Below are 15017 nucleotides of genomic sequence, written 5' to 3' on the forward strand. Positions count from 1 at the left end.
GTCCGACAACCCACCCCAGAGCCCCCGGCCCCTCCCGTACGGTGCGGGACCCTGCCCCGGTGGGGGTGGGGGCGAGACGGTCCCCGGCTGCGGGGAGCTGTTCCTCATCCGCACAGCAGATGGCCATGGTCATGAAGCACGTCGCCGACTTCAGGGACATCCCTGAACCGCTGAAGGCGGCGGAGCACGACACGGGCGCGCGAGGCGATGCGGTCGCTGGCCATGTCCAGGGAGGCGGACACGACGCGCCGGGCCTCCTCCGCCGCCCGTTCGGGTTCGTTGGCGTCGGCGAGCGCGACGGCGAGCCACGACCGGTACAGGGCGACCTCCCGGGCGTGCGTGGCGTCGTAGCGGCGAAGGACCTGGGTCAGCAGCGGGACGGCTCGCAACGGGCGGCGCAGCTCGGTGAACACCCGGGCGTCCATGACCTCGAGCTCTTCCCTGCTCACCCAGTACGCCCACGTGGGCGCCGCGCGTCCGTCCGCCTCGGCAAGCGCGTCGTGTGCCTGCCCAAGCGCCCGCATGGCCGGTTGGGCTTCGCCGACCCGCGTATGAGCCCACGCGACCCGGTCGAAGAACAGCGCACGGGCCGTGGCCGGAGCGTCGGGCCCCGCCTCGTCGAGTGCGGCGCGGGACAGCTCAGCACAGCGCGTGGCAGCGGGCGCGGGCGCGGGCCGCTGGGGACAGGTCGAAGGCGGCTGACTGCGATGTCGAGATGCGGCGCCATCCTCACCGGAAGGCGAGGTCATGACCGAACGGTTGTCCTTGAGGGCGCTACGGTCCCCCTTGCGGCCGCCGGAGGCCAGGCCGCCCTTGGTGGCGACGGGGGAGGGGGTCAGCTACGTACCCCCTGGCGAGCCGGTGCCGCCGTGCGCCGGGCCGTGCGGCGTATGCCGGGCGAAGGGGCGTCAGGACGCGCCTGATGAGGGAGGCGACTCGGGTGCCGTGTCGCGGGCCAATTGGGACAGGGCTTCGGCGTCCGGAGTGCCGGGTTCGGCGGACCAGAGCACGAGTTGCTGTTCCGGTGCGCCGGCGTAGTGGAAGGTGTCCCAGTCGAGGGTGAGGTCGCCGACGTCAGGGTGGGCGATGCGCTTGCTGCCGAAGTCCTGGTGGGCGACGCGGTGTTCGGCCCACCAGACACGGAACTGCTGGTCAGTAACGGACAGTTCGCCCACGAGAGCGGTGAGAGCCGGATCGGTGGGGTGGGTGCCGGCTTCCATCCGCAGGACCTCCACGCAGGTGCGGGCGACGTCCTCCCAGTCGGGGTAGATCTCGCGCATCACCGGGTCGGTGAAGACCATGCGGACGTAGTTGCGCTCGGCTTCGGGTACGGCTGCGAAATCGCAGAGCAGCCTCGCCGCCAGCGGGCTCCACGCCAGGATGTCGAGCCGTGGCCCGAAGACGATGGCGGGCGTCTCGGTGAGCTGCCCCAGCAAGCGTGCGAGGTGCGGGTGGACCTTCGGCCGGGCCGCCCGGCGCGGCGCCGCCTTGCGGTGCCCCGCCCGGGCGGCCTGCTCGACCAGCCCCTCCGCGTACGTCCGCTGGTCGCGGTCGAGCCGCAGTTCTCGTACGAGGGCGTCGAGCACCGGCTGCGACGGCGCCAGGCGGCCCTGCTCGATGCGTACGTAGTAGTCGGTGCTGATCGCGGCGAGCTGGGCCACCTCCTCGCGGCGCAGCCCCCGGACGCGGCGCTGGGTGTGCCCGCGCTCGGGAAGCCCGACCTGCGCCGGGGTCAGCTCACCCCGGCGGTGTCTGAGGAACTCACCCAGCTCACGAAGGTGTGGAGAACCAGCCATCCGTTCAGCATGGCATCCGGCCGGGCGTGCTGCCTGGGACAGATCCTTCCCAGGAAGCAGCCCGTCCTTCCCCGCCCCGGCCCCCGGCCGGACAGTGGATATCGGCCCGCAGATCGCCGGCCGTCCACGATCCCACCAGGAGCCGAAGAACATGAGGACCGACGTCCGCTTCCCGACCAATGGCCTGCAGCTCGCGGGGCACCTCTACCTTCCCGACGGCGTCGGCGGCCCGCTCGCCGCGATCGTCGTCGGCCACCCCACGACCGGCGTCAAGGAGCAGGCGCCGGCGGTGTACGCGACGCGCCTGGTCGGGGAAGGCTTCGCCGTCCTGACCTTCGACGCCGCCTTCCAGGGTGAGTCCGAGGGCATGCCCCGCGGCCTGGAGGACCCCTTCCAGCGCGCCGAGGACTTCCGCGCGGCGGTCTCCTACCTCACCACGCGCCCCGAGATCGACCCCGACCGCATCGGCGTGCTGGGCGTGTGCGGCTCGGGCGCCTACGTGCCCTACGCCGCCCAGACCGACCACCGTATGAAGGCCGTGGCCGGCGTCTCCGGCACCGACGTCCCCAGCTTCTTCCGCGACGCCGATCCCGAGGGCTGGCAGCGGATGGTGGCGGCCTCCGGCAAGCTCCGCAGCGCCGAAGCCGCGGGCGAGCCCGCGGCCACGTTCCCCGTACTGCCCGACACGGCCGATGCCGGGACCCCGGCCCCGACCGCCGAGTTCGTCGACTACTACAAGACGCCCCGCGGCCACCACCCCCGCTCCACCGGGGACATGGTCGTCCGCAGCGCGGACCTGCTCGACCAGTTCGACTCCTTCGCCGACGTCGCGAAGATCGCGCCCCGCCCGCTGCTCATGATCGCCGGTACCGAGGCCGTCACCCGCGGCTTCTCCGAGCAGGCCGTCGCCGACAGCCCCGGCAACGCCGAGCTGTTCCTCGTCGAGGGCGCCACCCACGTCGACCTGTACGACCGCGACGCGTATGTGACTGCTGCCGTCGCCAAGCTCGTCGAGTTCTTCGGGAAGCACCTCGCCTGAGCCGTATACGGGCCAGGCGGGCGAGCCGGCGCCCGGCTCGGGGTAGGTAGTCGCCATGAGGCGATTCGATGGATACCGCGTACTGATCACGGGGGCCGGGCGGGGGATCGGGGAGGCCACGGCCCGGCGGTTGGCCGGGGAGGGCGCCCGGGTGCTGGTGACCGATGCGGAGGGGGAGCGGGCCGCGCGGGTGGCGGAGAGCATCCGGGCGGAGGGTGGCGGGACGGCCGAGGCCAGGGCCTGTGACGTCCGCGACCGGGGGTCGGTGGTGGCGGCCGTCGCGTACGCCGTGGAGACGTACGGCGGCTTGGACACCCTGGTGAACAACGCGTACAGCTGCCATCCGGACCCCGACCTCTTCGAGGACATCGAGGATGACGACTGGGCTGCGGATCTCGATGTGACGCTGACCGGGGCGATGCGGTGTGCGCGGGCCGCGTTGCCGCATCTGGCGGCCGCCGGGGGGCGCGGCTGCATCGTCAATATCGGGTCGGTGAACGGGCTTCAGGACTTCATGAACCATGCCTACAGCGCCGCGAAGGCAGGGCTGGGCTCGCTGACCCGGACCCTGGCCGGGCATGCCGCGCCGCGCGGGGTCCGGGTCAACCTCATCGCGCCGGGCACCGTCCACACGCCCAACTGGGACGGCCGGGAGGAGAATCTGCGGCGCGCGGCGGCCGTCTACCCGCTGGGCCGCGTAGGCCGCCCCGAGGACATCGCCGCCGCCGTCGCCTACCTGGCCTCCCCCGACGCCTCCTGGGTCACCGGCATCACCCTCCCCGTGGACGGCGGCATCCTGACCGCCAACGGCGACCTGACCCAAGCCCTCCACGGCACCGGCGCCGGCGCCTGAACATCCACCCCCACGGCGCCTGAACATCCACCCCCACCGGGGCGGGGTCCCGCACCGTACGGGAGGGGCCGGGGGCTCCGCCACCACGAACCCACCAGGGGCCCCGCCCCAACACCCCAACCCGACCCCGCCGAAGGCGGGAAACGAAAAGCCCCCGACGGCGGGAAAGCCAACGACGTGGGAGGTCAGCCGACGACGTTCGCCAGCGCCCTCACAAGCGCCTGCGCCCGCGGATCAGCCGTCACATTCCGCTGCATACCGTTCGTGACGTAGCCGAAGGCGACCCCGCTCTCCGGATCCGCGAAAGCGAGCGCCCCACCCCGCCCCGGGTGCCCGAACGACCCCGGCCCGAGCAGCGGCGACGCCGCCCCGTGGAGCATGAAGCCCAGCCCGAAGCGGGTGGTGACCAGCAGGGTCCGGTCCGGCCCGGCGGACTCCTCCGTGCGGGCCAGAGTGAGCGTCGCCGGCGCGAAGAGCCGGGCGTGGCCGTCGACCGGCCCGATCAGCGCGGCGTACGCGCGGGCCAGCGCGGGGGCCGTGGCGATGCCCGAGGAGGCGGGCAGCTCACCGGCCCGGTACGCGTCGGAGTTCTCGTCGGGCGCCGGCGAAATCGCGCCGAAGGCGCGGCTGGTGAGCGAGGCCGGATCGGCGTACGCGTCGGCGACGGTCTTCTTGGGGCGGACCCGCAGACCGGCCGCGGCGGGCCGGGGCGGCGCCTCGACGGGCGCGAGGCGGCCGACGCGGGCGCGGGCCTCCTCCGGGAGGCCGATCCACAGGTCGAGGCCGAGCGGCCCGGATATCTCCTCGGCGACCCAGGTGCCGAGGGTGCGGCCGGTGACCCGCAGGACCAGTTCGCCCAGCAGCCAGCTGTACGTCTGGGCGTGGTAGCCGTGGTCGGTGCCGGGCGTCCAGGCGGGCGCCTGCGCGGCGACCGCGGCCGGGCCGCTGACGCCGTCCACGGCCTGGGCGGGCGTGAGCGGGGTGTCCAGGACCGGCAGCCCGGCGCGGTGCGCCAGCAGGTGGCGGACCAGGACGCGGTCCTTGCCGGCGGCCTTGAACTCGGGCCAGTACGTGCCGACCGGCGCGTCCAGGTCGAGCAGTCCGCGCTGGTGCAGCAGGAGCGGGACGGTGGCGGCGACGCCCTTGGTGGCGGAGCGGACGATCTGGGCGGTGCCGGGCTCCCAGGGGGCGGCCGCCTCGTCGCCGGGCCGGGCGTCGCCGTCCTTGGTGCCGCCCCAGAGGTCGACGACCTTGCGGCCGTCCCGGTAGACGGCGACCGCCGCTCCGCGCTCGCCGCGCTCGGCGAAGTTGGCTGCGAAGGCGTCCCGGACCGGCTCGAAGCCGTCCTCGACCGTGCCCTGGACGTCCACCACTGATCCCGCTTCCCACTCTTCCGTCGCTTTGGTGACCCCTCAATGGTGCAACGCCGGGATCCATGCTCATGACCAGGGGGACCGCCAGGGGCCGGGGGCGTGGCGTTCCTCACATCCCGCGGCGGCGGGGTTCGCGGCCGCGCGTGTCTTGACTCCTTGCCCCCGCTCCCCCACCCTCCCGGCCATGACCGCCGACCGGGAGCCCGTCCGCTTCACGCCGTGCGCCGGGGAGAGCTGGCGCGCACCGTGGGAGATGTACGCGGCGCTGCGGGATGCCGGGCCGCTGCACCATGTCGCCGAGGGTGACTACTGGGTGCTGTCCCGTTACGCGGATGTGCTCGCCGCCGCCCGGGACACCGAGCGCTTCTCGTCGGCGGGCGGGCTGACCGTCGGCTACGGGGAGCGGGAGCGGCTGGGGATCACGGACGCGGCGCCGCTGGTGATGCTGGACCCGCCGGAGCACACGGACTTCCGGCGGCTGCTGACCCGCGGCTACACCCCGCGCCGGGTCGCCTCGATCGAGCCGGAGGTGCGGGCGTTCGTCCGGTCCCGGCTGGACCGGATCGCGCAGCTGCGCGGCGGCTGCGACATCGTCGCGGAGCTGTTCAAGCCGCTGCCGAGCTTCGTCGTGGGCCGCTATCTGGGCGTACCGGAGGCGGACCGGGCGCGGTTCGACGGGTGGACGCACGCCATCGTGGAGGCGGGCGCGGCGGGCGATCCGCTGGCGGCGGGCGCGGCGGTCACCGAGCTCTTCGGGTACTTCGCGGAGCTGGTGGAGCGGCGCCGCGCGGAGCCCGCCGACGACACCGTCTCGGATCTGGTGCGGCTGCTGCCGGAGGGCGGCGGGACGGCGCTGCTGCGGATCCTCGGCTTCGCGTTCACCATGGTCGCCGGCGGCAACGACACCACCACCGGCCTGCTGGGCGGCGCCGCGGAGCTGCTGACCGCGCACCCGGACCAGCGCCGGGCGCTGCGGGACGACCCGGCGCTGCTGCCGGGCGCCGTCGAGGAGCTGCTGCGGCTGACCTCGCCGGTGCAGTGCCTGGCGCGGACGGTCACCGCCGATCTCGCGCTGCACGGCCGCACGGTCCCGGCCGGCCGCAAGGTGCTGCTGCTGTACGGCGCGGCGAACCGCGATCCGCGGGCGTTCGGGCCGGACGCGGAGCTGCTGGATATCACTCGGGACGGGCCGCAGCACCTGGCGTTCACGCACGGCCCGCACCACTGCCTGGGCGCCGCCGCGGCCCGGCTGATGGCCCGCGTCGCGCTGGAAGAACTGCTGGCCCGTTTCCCGGAGTTCGCGGTGGACGCGGCGGCGGGCACCTTCGCCGGCGGCCCGTACGTGCGCCGGTACGCCACGCTGCCGTTCGTCACGGGCCGGAGCTGACCGGCGCGCGGTCCGGGCGGCGTTCCGGACGCCGAGTTGCCACGGGCTCCGCGCGCCGAAACCATGGGGGGCGTGACCGATGCACCCGAGGCCGCCGGGCCGCTCCCGGGGCCGGAGAACACCACCACCGACCGCGGCCGGCTGCGCCGAGTGCCGTCCGGGCCCGCCGCCCCGCCCGGCGCCTATCTGCGCTATCCGCACCTGCACGGCGATCTGCTGTGCTTCGCGGCCGAGGACGACCTGTGGCTGGCGCCGCTGGCGCCGGACGGCGGGGAGCCGGGCCGGGCCTGGCGGCTGACCGTGGACCGGACCCGGGTCGGGCACCCGCGGTTCTCCCCGGACGGCTCGCAGATCGCGTTCACCACCTGGCGCAGCCTCGACCCGGAGATCCACCTCGTCCCGGTGGCGGGCGGGCCGGCCCGGCAGCTGACGTACTGGGGCGGTACGGACGCGCGGGTCTGCGGCTGGACGCCGCCGGACGGCGAGGGGCATACGCACATCCTCGCGGTGTCCTCGCACGGCCAGCCGTTCGCGCACTACTCGTGGGCGTACAACGTGCCGGCCGAGGGCGGGCCCGGCGGGCAGCTGCCGTGGGGGCCGGTCTCCGACATCGCGGTGGGCGAGGTCGGCGGGGAGCGGCGGACGCTGCTGCTGACCGGCAAACCACCGCACGAGCCGGCGTCCTGGAAGCGCTACCGCGGCGGCGCGATGGGCCGGATGTGGCTGCACGGCACCCGGCTGCTGCCGGATCTGCGCGGGCATCTGGACGCGGTGATGTTCGCCGGCGGGCGGATCGCGTTCCTCTCCGACCACGAGGGCGTCGGGAACGTCTACTCGTGCCGGCCGGACGGCACCGATCTGCGCCGCCACAGCGACCACGCCGACTTCTACGCCCGGCACGCCTCGACGGACGGCTCCCGGATCGTCTACCAGTGCGCGGGCGACCTGTGGCTGATCGACGACCTGTCGCCGGACGCGGTGCCGCGCAGGCTCGCGGTGACCCTGGGCGGCCCGCGCGCCGGGCGCCGCCCGTACCAGGTGCCGGCCGCCTCGCACGTCACCGGGCTCGCGGTGGACGCCACCGGCCGGGCCAGCGCGGTCGGCGTGCGCGGCAGCCTGTACTGGCTCACCCACCGCGACGGCCCGGCCCGCACGCTGCACGACCGGCCGGGCGTCCGGGTGCGGCTGCCGGTGATGCTGGGCGCCACCGGGCGGCTGGCGTACGTCACGGACGCCGAGGGCGAGGACGCGGTGGAGATCGCGGACCTGCCGCGGGCCAGCGGTCCGGGCACCCCGCGCCGGCTGGCGGCCGGGGCGCTGGGCCGGGTCCACGAGCTGGTGTCGGCGCCGGACGGCGAGCGGCTGGCGGTGGCCACCCACGACGGGCGGCTGCTGCTGGTGGACGCCGGGGAGCCGGACGCGACCGGCGAGGTGGAGCCGGCGGACGGCGGGTCGGCGGAGGGCGCGGGCGCGCCGGTGACCGAGCTGGACCGGTCCCGCAACGGCCCGGTCCGCGACCTCGCCTTCTCCCCCGACTCCCGCTGGCTGACCTGGTCGCATCCGGGCATCGGCCGCTCGCTGCGGAAGATCCGGATGGCGCGGCTGTCCGACGGGCACCTGGTGGATGTCACCAACGGCCGCTTCGAGGACGAGCAGCCGGTGTTCACCCGGGACGGCCGCTATCTGGCGTTCCTGTCCTGGCGCGGTTTCGACCCGGTCTACGACGTGCACACCGGCGACCTGTCGTTCCCGCTGGGCTGCCGCCCGTACCTCGTCCCGCTGTCGTCCGCGACGCCGTCGCCGTTCGCGCTGTCCCCGGAGGGGCGGCCGGCGGCCGGCGGGCTGGACCCGGACGCGAACCCGCCGCCGGCGGAGGGGCCGGTGCTGGTGGAGGTGGAGGGGCTGGAGAACCGCGTCACGCCGTTCCCCGTCCCGGCGTCCAAGTACTCCTCGCTCCAGCCGGTCAGCGGCGGCGGGCTGGTGTGGCTGCGCTGGCCGATCTCCGGCGCGCTGGGCGAGACGTTCGCCAACCCGGCCGACACCTCCGGCCGCCCCACCCTGGAGCACTTCGATCTGACCAAGGCGCGCCGCACCGAACTCACCAGCTCCCTGGACGGGTTCGCGCTCAGCGGCGACGGCACCCGGCTGGTCGTCAACGACGAGGGCGAGCTGCGCGCGGTCCCGGCGACCGAGCCGGCCGACCTCGACACCACCGTCTACCTCGACCTGCGGCGGATCCTGCACGAGGTCGACCCGGGCGCGGAGTGGCGGCAGGCGTTCGAGGAGGCGGGCCGGATCGTCCGGGCGTACTTCTGGGACCCCAAGCTGTGCGGGATCGACTGGGACGGCGTACTGGCGCAGTACCGTCCGCTGCTGGAACGGGTCGCCACCCCCGACGAGTTCGCCGATCTGCTCCGCGAGGTGCTGGGCGAGCTGGGCACCTCGCACGCCTACGTCACCGGCGCGCGGCGCAACGAGGGCCCGCCGCACTACCAGCGCCCGATCGGCCTGCTCGGCGCCAACTTCGTACGCCGGGACGGCCGCTGGGTGGTCAAGCGGATCCTGCCCGGCGAGTCCTCGGACTCCAAGGCCCGCTCGCCGCTGGCCGGCACCGGCGTCCGGGAGGGCAGCGCGCTGACCCATGTCGACGGGCGGCCGGTCGATCCGGTGACCGGTCCGTACCCGCTGCTGGCGGCGGCCGGCGGGACGACGGTGGAGCTGACCTTCGCGCCGCCGGAGAACGGGGACAACGGGGGCACCGGGGAGGGCGCGGCGGACGGGGAGCCCGCGGCGCCCGGCAACGGGCACGCCCGGCGGGTCGCGGTGGTCCCGCTGATCGACGAGCGGCCGCTGCGCTACCAGGACTGGGTGGCCAAACGGCGGGCCGTGGTACGGGAGTTGAGCGGCGGCCGGTGCGGCTATCTGCACATCCCCGACATGGGCGGTTCGGGCTGGGCGCAGTTCAACCGCGATCTGCGGCGCGAGATGGCGATGCCGGCCCTGATCGTGGACGTCCGCGGCAACGCCGGCGGCAACATCTCCGAGCTGGTCATCGAGAAGCTGACCCGGTCCATCATGGGCTGGGACCTGACCCGGGACGCCGAGCCGGTGTCGTACACCAGCAACGCGCCGCGCGGCCCGGTGGTCGCGGTCGCGGACGAGATGACCTCGTCCGACGGCGACATGATCACCGCGGCGTTCAAGCTGCTGGGCATCGGGCCGGTCGTCGGCATGCGGACGTGGGGCGGGGTGGTCGGGATGACCGGCCGGCACCGGCTCGCGGACGGCACCGCGATCACCGTCCCGATGAACGCCGCGTGGTTCCGGCTCTACGGCTGGGGCGTGGAGAACCACGGTGTGGACGTGGACATCGAGGCGCTGCGCTCCCCGCTGCACTGGGCGGAGGGCCGCCATCCGCAGCTGGGCGTGGCGGTGCGCACCGCGCTGGAGCTGCTGGACCGGCACCCGGCGGCGACCCCGCCGGACCTCTCGGACGTCCCGGACCGGCGGCGGCCCGCGCTGCCGCCGCGGGGCGGCGACTGACCGGGCGGGACCAGGCCGCCAACGGGCCGGGGGTGCCGGCCCGTTGGCGCGCACCCCCGGCCCGTATCCGTACGCACGCGGAAGGGGCGCACCCGGTATCCGGATGCGCCCCTCCGCGAGGACGACCTCCACGCGGTGGACGCGTCAGCTCTGGTAGCGGTCCTCGGCGTCGTCCATCGCCTGCTGACCGCGCTCGCGGGCCTGCTGGCCGCGCTCCTGCGCCTGCTTACCGCGCTCCTGGCCCTGCTGGCGGCCGCGCTCGCCGCGCTCCTGACCCTGCTGGGCCCGCCGCTTGGCCTCGTCCTTGAGCTGCTGCGCCTTGTCCTTGAACTGGTCTTCGATGCCCATGCTGTTCACTCCTGTGGGGGTGTTGGGGATCGGGCTCGATAAGCGTGACACGAACCGACATTCGTCGCATTTCGATCACAATCGGGCACAGTGTGTGACCGCGGGCCGGGGGGCAGCCGGCCGCGACCCCGGGGGCGGACCGTCAAGGCCGCCCCGCCCCTTCCGCCCCCCTAGCGATTCATCCGGGCCTTCTCGTCCGCCTCGCCGCCCGCGCCGACCAGCCCGGCCCGGAACCCGTCGAGCCGGTCCCCGAACCGCCGCATCTCGCGCTGCCCCACCGTCCCGATCAGCGACGGCAGAGAGCCGCGCACCGACTGCATCCCGCGCAGCCACCACTGCCCGTAGACGTGCGCCGAGCGGCGCTCGATCCCGGCCACCAGGCGGTCCACGGCCGGACCCAGCGGATAGGTCTTGTTGGACGGCCAGGGCAGCCGGGCGCGCAGCTCCCGCATCAGGTCCTCGCGGTCCGCGCCGCGCACCATGTCGGTATCGGTCCAGCTCAGATAGCCGACCCCGACCCGTACGCCCTTGTGCCCGACCTCGGCCCGCAGGCAGTGCGCGAACGCCTCCACGCCCGACTTGGAGGCGCAGTACGCGCTCAGCATCGGCGCCGGGGTGATCGCCGCGAGCGAGGCGATCTGGAGGAAGTAGCCGCGCGACTCGGTGAGCACCGGCAGGAACGCCCGCCCGGTGACCGCGCTGCCGATCAGATTGACCTCGATGACCCGCCGCCAGGCCACCGGGTCGGAGTCGATGAACGGGCCGCCGGTCGCCACCCCGGCGTTGGCGACCACCACATCGACCTTCCCGAAGCGGAGTTTGACCTCCGCGGCGACCCGCGTCATCGCCTCGTGGTCGGTGACGTCGGCGTGCCAGTGGTGGGCCGGGCCGTGCAACGAGGCCGCCACCTCGCGCAGTTCGTCCGGCTCCAGGCCGACCAGCGCCAGCGTGGCGCCACGCGCCGAGAGCTTGCGCGCCAGCAGCGCCCCGACGCCGCGCGCGGCGCCGGTGACGACCACCACCTGTCCGTCCAGCCTGCTTCCGTTCACGCCGCCTCCTCCTCGTTGTCGCGCCGCTGCTCGGCGGCTCGCTGCCGGCCCGCCGTCTTCCGCTCGTCCGCCGGGGCCGGCGCCAGGTGGTCGCGGACCAGCTCCCGCAGCCGCCCGGCGACGGTGTCCGGGTCCTCGATGGGCGTCATATGACCCAGGCCCGGCAGTTCGGTCAGGCCCGCGCAGTGCGGCAGGACGGACGCCAGCCGCCGGGCGAGCACGAGCGGGGTGAGCCGGTCGGCGGTGCCGCACAGCACCGCAGTCGGCACCGCCAGCCGGCTCGCGCCCCGGGTGAGTTCCAGGTCGTGCAGCACCCGGCCCCAGCGGGCCCGTACGCCGGGCGGGCAGGCGTGCACGATCCGCGCGCACGCCTCGATCTGCTCGGCGGTCGCCCCGGGGCCCATCGTGGCGTAGCGCAGCGCCCACCGGGCGGGCGGGCTGACCGGGCCGAGCGGGGCGCGGGAACCCAGCAGCAGCCGGTGCGCCCGGCGGCGGGCGCCGGGGGTCGGCAGCGGGAAGACCCGGGCCTCGGCCGGCAGATCGGCGCTGCCGGTCGAGCACAGCAGCACGGCCGCGGCCCGGGCGCGCAGCTCCGGCCGCTCCGCCGCCGCCATGATCGTCATCCCGCCCATGGAGTGCCCGCCGATGACCGCCCGTTCACCGGGCGCGAGGGTCTGCTCCAGGATGGCGACCAGATCGTCCGCGAGCGCGTGGGTGCTGTATCCGGCGGGCCGTACGGCCGGGCTGCGCCCGTGCCCCCGCTGGTCGTAGACGATGACCCGGTGGTCGGCGGCCAGGTCCCGGACGACCGGCGCCCAGAAGGCCGTCGAGCACGTCCAGCCGTGCGCCAGCACCACCGCCGGCGCGCCCTCCGGCCCGTGCACCTCGGCGTACAGCGCCGAACCGTCCGCCGACGTGACGCCGACCGAATGGCGCGGCACCGGCGGCGCGTACCGCCCCCGGACGACATGCGGCACGCCCCTCATACCGCCACCTCCTCGGCCGCGACCCGACCCCCGGCACCAGCGTCCGGCGTACTGCCCCCCGGCGGCCGAATCAGCTCATACTCCGCCAGATCCACCTGCCGCGTCACCCGCCGGAACTCCGCGGTCGTCCCCGGCCACACCGTCGTATTCCGCCCATTGGCGTCCAGATACCAGCTGTCGCAGCCACCCGTGTTCCACACCGTCCGCGTCATCCGCTCCTGCACCCCGCGGGTCCACTCGTCCACCGCGGACTGCCGGGCGTCCAGCGCGATCCGGCCGCCGAGGATGTCGAGCTGGCGCAGGTAGTCGACCATGTAGTTCAGCTGGGCCTCGATGATCAGGATCATCGAGCTGTTCCCGAGGCCGGTGTTCGGCCCGATGATGGTGAGGAAGTTGGGGAAGCCGGCCGCGCTGGAGCCGCGCAGCGCCGCCATCCCGTCCTTCCACTCCTCGGCCAGGGTGGTGCCGCGCGCGCCGGTGACCCGGTGGCCGATCGGCATATCGGTGACGTGGAAGCCGGTGCCGAAGATGATCGCGTCCGCCTCGGCCTCGGTGCCGTCCGCGGCGACCAGGACGTTCCCCCGGATCTCCCGCAGCCCGGAGGTCACCACGTCCACATTGGGCCGGGCCAGCGCCGGGTACCAGCTGTTGGAGAGCAGGATCCGCTTGCAGCCGATGCGGTAGTCGGGCGTCAGCCGCGCCCGCAGCCCCGGATCCTTGATCGCCTTGCGCATATGAGCCTTGGCGAGCGCCTCGATCAGCCCCAGCTCGTTCGGCCGCTTCGTGAACGCACTCACCTGCAACTCCCGCACCGCCCATAGCAGTTGCCGCCGCAGCGCCCGCGTCGCCGGCACCTTGGTGTGCAGCCACCGCTCCACCCCGCTGATCCGCCGGTCGGCGCGCGGCATCACCCACGGCGGGGTCCGCTGGAAGACCGTCAGCCGGCCGACCTGCGGCTGGATCGCGGGCACGATCTGGATCGCCGAGGCGCCCGTACCGACCATGGCGACGCGCTTGCCCCGCAGGTCGTAGTCGTGGTCCCAGCGCGCGGAGTGGAAGACCTTGCCGGGGAAGTCCGCCAGCCCCGGCACATCCGGAATCTGCGGATCGGACAGCGGCCCGGTAGCGGACACCACCACATCAGCGGTGAGCGACCCACTCGCCGTATCGATCTCCCACCACACCCGCTCCCCGTTCCACCGCATCGCCGTCACTTCCGAGTTCAGGCGCAGATGCGGCCGCAGTCCGAAGGTGTCCGCCACCCGCTCCAGGTACGCGCGGATGTGCGGCTGCCCGCTGAAGTTGCGCGGCCATTCCGGATTGGGCGCGAACGAGAACGAGTACAGGTGCGAGGGCACGTCGCAGGCGCAGCCGGGATAGCTGTTGTCGCGCCAGGTGCCGCCCACCGCGTCCGCCCGTTCCAGGACCACGAAGTCCGTGATGCCCGCGCGCCGCAGCCGTACGGCGGCGCCCAGGCCCCCGAAGCCCGATCCGATCACCGCCACCCGTACATGCCGCTGCCCGTCGTCGGCCATGCCGCCACCTCCCGAGTCGACACTCCACCGTCCGCCGATCGCGCCAGCAATCACTGGCACGATTGGCACGGTTGGAGCGTAGGCCAGTCCCGTACCGAGCGGTAGGGGTCCGGCGCCGGCAAGTTACCTCCGGTCACCCCGCACACCCGTCCGCACCGCCCCGCATAGGCTGACCCCGTGGCAGACCAGGCGGCAGCAGCGAACACCCCCGGCCCGGCGAGCGGGTCCTCGCCTCAGCCGGACGCGCCCGCGTCCCGGGACGCGCGGCAGGCGCACGCCACCGCCCCGGACCCGGCCCCGACCCCGGAACCGGCCCCCAAATCCCGCGAATTCCGCATGTCCGAACTGGCCAGGGAAGCCGGCATCACCGTCCGCACCCTGCGCTTCTACCGCGAACGCAAGCTCATCCCGCCGCCCCGCCGCGAGGGCCGGATCGCCTGGTACAACGAGCACCACCTCGCCCGGCTGCGGACCATCGCCGCCCTCCTGGAACGCGGCCACACCCTCGGCGGCATCGCCGAACTCCTCACCGCCTTCGAGACCGGCCGCGACGTCGGCGAACTCCTCGGCCTGCCCAGCCCCCTGCTCCCGCCCTGGTCCGAGGAGACCCCGGTCCGCCTGACCCCCGAAGAACTCGCCGACCACTTCAGCGGCGAGGTCACCCCCGACAACCTCTCCGCCTCCCTCGCCCTGGGCTATCTGGCCGTCGACGGCGACGAGTTCGTCCACATCAGCCGCCGCCTGCTGGACGCCTCCACCAGCCTCGTCGCCCACGGCATCCCCCTCGCCGCCGTCCTCCAGGCCGCCGCCGAGGTCCGCACCCACGCCGACGCCCTCGCCGACATCCTCACCACCCTCATCCGCACCCACCTCTTCCCCACCCTCCACGACCTCCCCCGCGCCACCCAAACCATCGAAAACCTCCGCCCCCTCGCCAAGGGCGTCATCGAAGCCGAACTCACCATGGCCATGGACCGCCGCCCCCGCCCCCCGTCCCCTTCAGCAAGTCATTCAGTTCCGTGCGGATGCGGCGGTCCCTGGCCCTGGGGAGTTCGGCTTCGATGAAGCCCTTGGCGAGGGGGCGGAGGGTTTTGATGGTTTTGGTGGG

General features: G+C 74.2%; 12 protein-coding genes. 5 read left to right on the top strand and 7 right to left on the bottom strand.

What is annotated here, in order from left to right; genetic code table 11:
• Positions 1–104: 104 nt before the first annotated feature.
• Both ADL22_RS04885 and ADL22_RS04890 read right to left on the bottom strand, forming a co-directional pair.
• On the bottom strand, positions 105–749 hold the full coding sequence (locus ADL22_RS04885; RefSeq protein ID WP_234430541.1) for a hypothetical protein: 645 nt from the start codon (positions 747–749) through the stop codon (positions 105–107).
• A 159-nt stretch (positions 750–908) separates the two neighbouring features.
• Positions 909–1796 carry a helix-turn-helix domain-containing protein gene (locus ADL22_RS04890; protein WP_066974160.1) on the bottom strand — a complete coding sequence of 296 codons (888 nt, stop codon included), beginning with the start codon at positions 1794–1796 and terminating at the stop codon, positions 909–911.
• A 151-nt stretch (positions 1797–1947) separates the two neighbouring features.
• Between ADL22_RS04890 and ADL22_RS04895 the strand changes: the two genes are divergently transcribed.
• A complete protein-coding gene (locus ADL22_RS04895; protein ID WP_066974161.1) occupies positions 1948–2835 on the top strand; it encodes an alpha/beta hydrolase in 888 nt (295 codons plus the stop codon).
• Between the two features lie 55 nt (positions 2836–2890).
• Positions 2891–3688, top strand: coding sequence for an SDR family NAD(P)-dependent oxidoreductase (locus ADL22_RS04900; RefSeq protein WP_066974162.1), 798 nt, complete (start codon positions 2891–2893; stop codon positions 3686–3688).
• Between the two features lie 185 nt (positions 3689–3873).
• Here the strand turns inward: ADL22_RS04900 and ADL22_RS04905 are convergent, their stop codons facing one another.
• The gene (locus ADL22_RS04905; RefSeq protein WP_066974163.1) at positions 3874–5061 is read right to left on the bottom strand and encodes a serine hydrolase domain-containing protein; all 1188 of its coding nucleotides are present in this window, start codon (positions 5059–5061) and stop codon (positions 3874–3876) included.
• Between the two features lie 184 nt (positions 5062–5245).
• Between ADL22_RS04905 and ADL22_RS04910 the strand changes: the two genes are divergently transcribed.
• Both ADL22_RS04910 and ADL22_RS04915 read left to right on the top strand, forming a co-directional pair.
• Complete coding sequence (locus ADL22_RS04910) at positions 5246–6448, top strand: cytochrome P450 (protein ID WP_066974164.1); 1203 nt, start codon at positions 5246–5248, stop codon at positions 6446–6448.
• Between the two features lie 150 nt (positions 6449–6598).
• Positions 6599–9991 carry a S41 family peptidase gene (locus tag ADL22_RS04915; RefSeq protein ID WP_066974169.1) on the top strand — a complete coding sequence of 1131 codons (3393 nt, stop codon included), beginning with the start codon at positions 6599–6601 and terminating at the stop codon, positions 9989–9991.
• A 144-nt stretch (positions 9992–10135) separates the two neighbouring features.
• Here the strand turns inward: ADL22_RS04915 and ADL22_RS04920 are convergent, their stop codons facing one another.
• From ADL22_RS04920 to ADL22_RS04935, 4 genes are all read right to left on the bottom strand, one after another.
• A complete protein-coding gene (locus tag ADL22_RS04920) occupies positions 10136–10339 on the bottom strand; it encodes a hypothetical protein (RefSeq protein ID WP_066974165.1) in 204 nt (67 codons plus the stop codon).
• A 170-nt stretch (positions 10340–10509) separates the two neighbouring features.
• Entirely contained in the window at positions 10510–11388 is an 879-nt protein-coding gene (locus ADL22_RS04925) for an SDR family oxidoreductase (RefSeq protein WP_066974166.1), read from the bottom strand.
• Positions 11385–12374 (bottom strand): alpha/beta fold hydrolase, encoded by a 990-nt coding sequence (locus ADL22_RS04930; RefSeq protein WP_066974167.1) that lies wholly within the window; start codon positions 12372–12374, stop codon positions 11385–11387. Before ADL22_RS04930 ends, ADL22_RS04925 begins: the two co-directional genes overlap by 4 nt.
• On the bottom strand, positions 12371–13909 hold the full coding sequence (locus tag ADL22_RS04935; RefSeq protein ID WP_066974168.1) for a flavin-containing monooxygenase: 1539 nt from the start codon (positions 13907–13909) through the stop codon (positions 12371–12373). The genes ADL22_RS04930 and ADL22_RS04935 overlap by 4 nt, the downstream gene beginning before the upstream one ends.
• 177 nt (positions 13910–14086) lie before the next feature.
• Here ADL22_RS04935 and ADL22_RS04940 point away from each other — a divergent pair, with 177 nt between their 5' ends.
• A complete protein-coding gene (locus tag ADL22_RS04940) occupies positions 14087–14974 on the top strand; it encodes a MerR family transcriptional regulator (RefSeq protein ID WP_420711536.1) in 888 nt (295 codons plus the stop codon).
• Positions 14975–15017 lie beyond the last annotated feature (43 nt).

The sequence above is a fragment of the Streptomyces sp. NRRL F-4489 genome (genome assembly GCF_001509485.1).
Classification (GTDB): Bacteria; Actinomycetota; Actinomycetes; order Streptomycetales; family Streptomycetaceae; genus Streptomyces.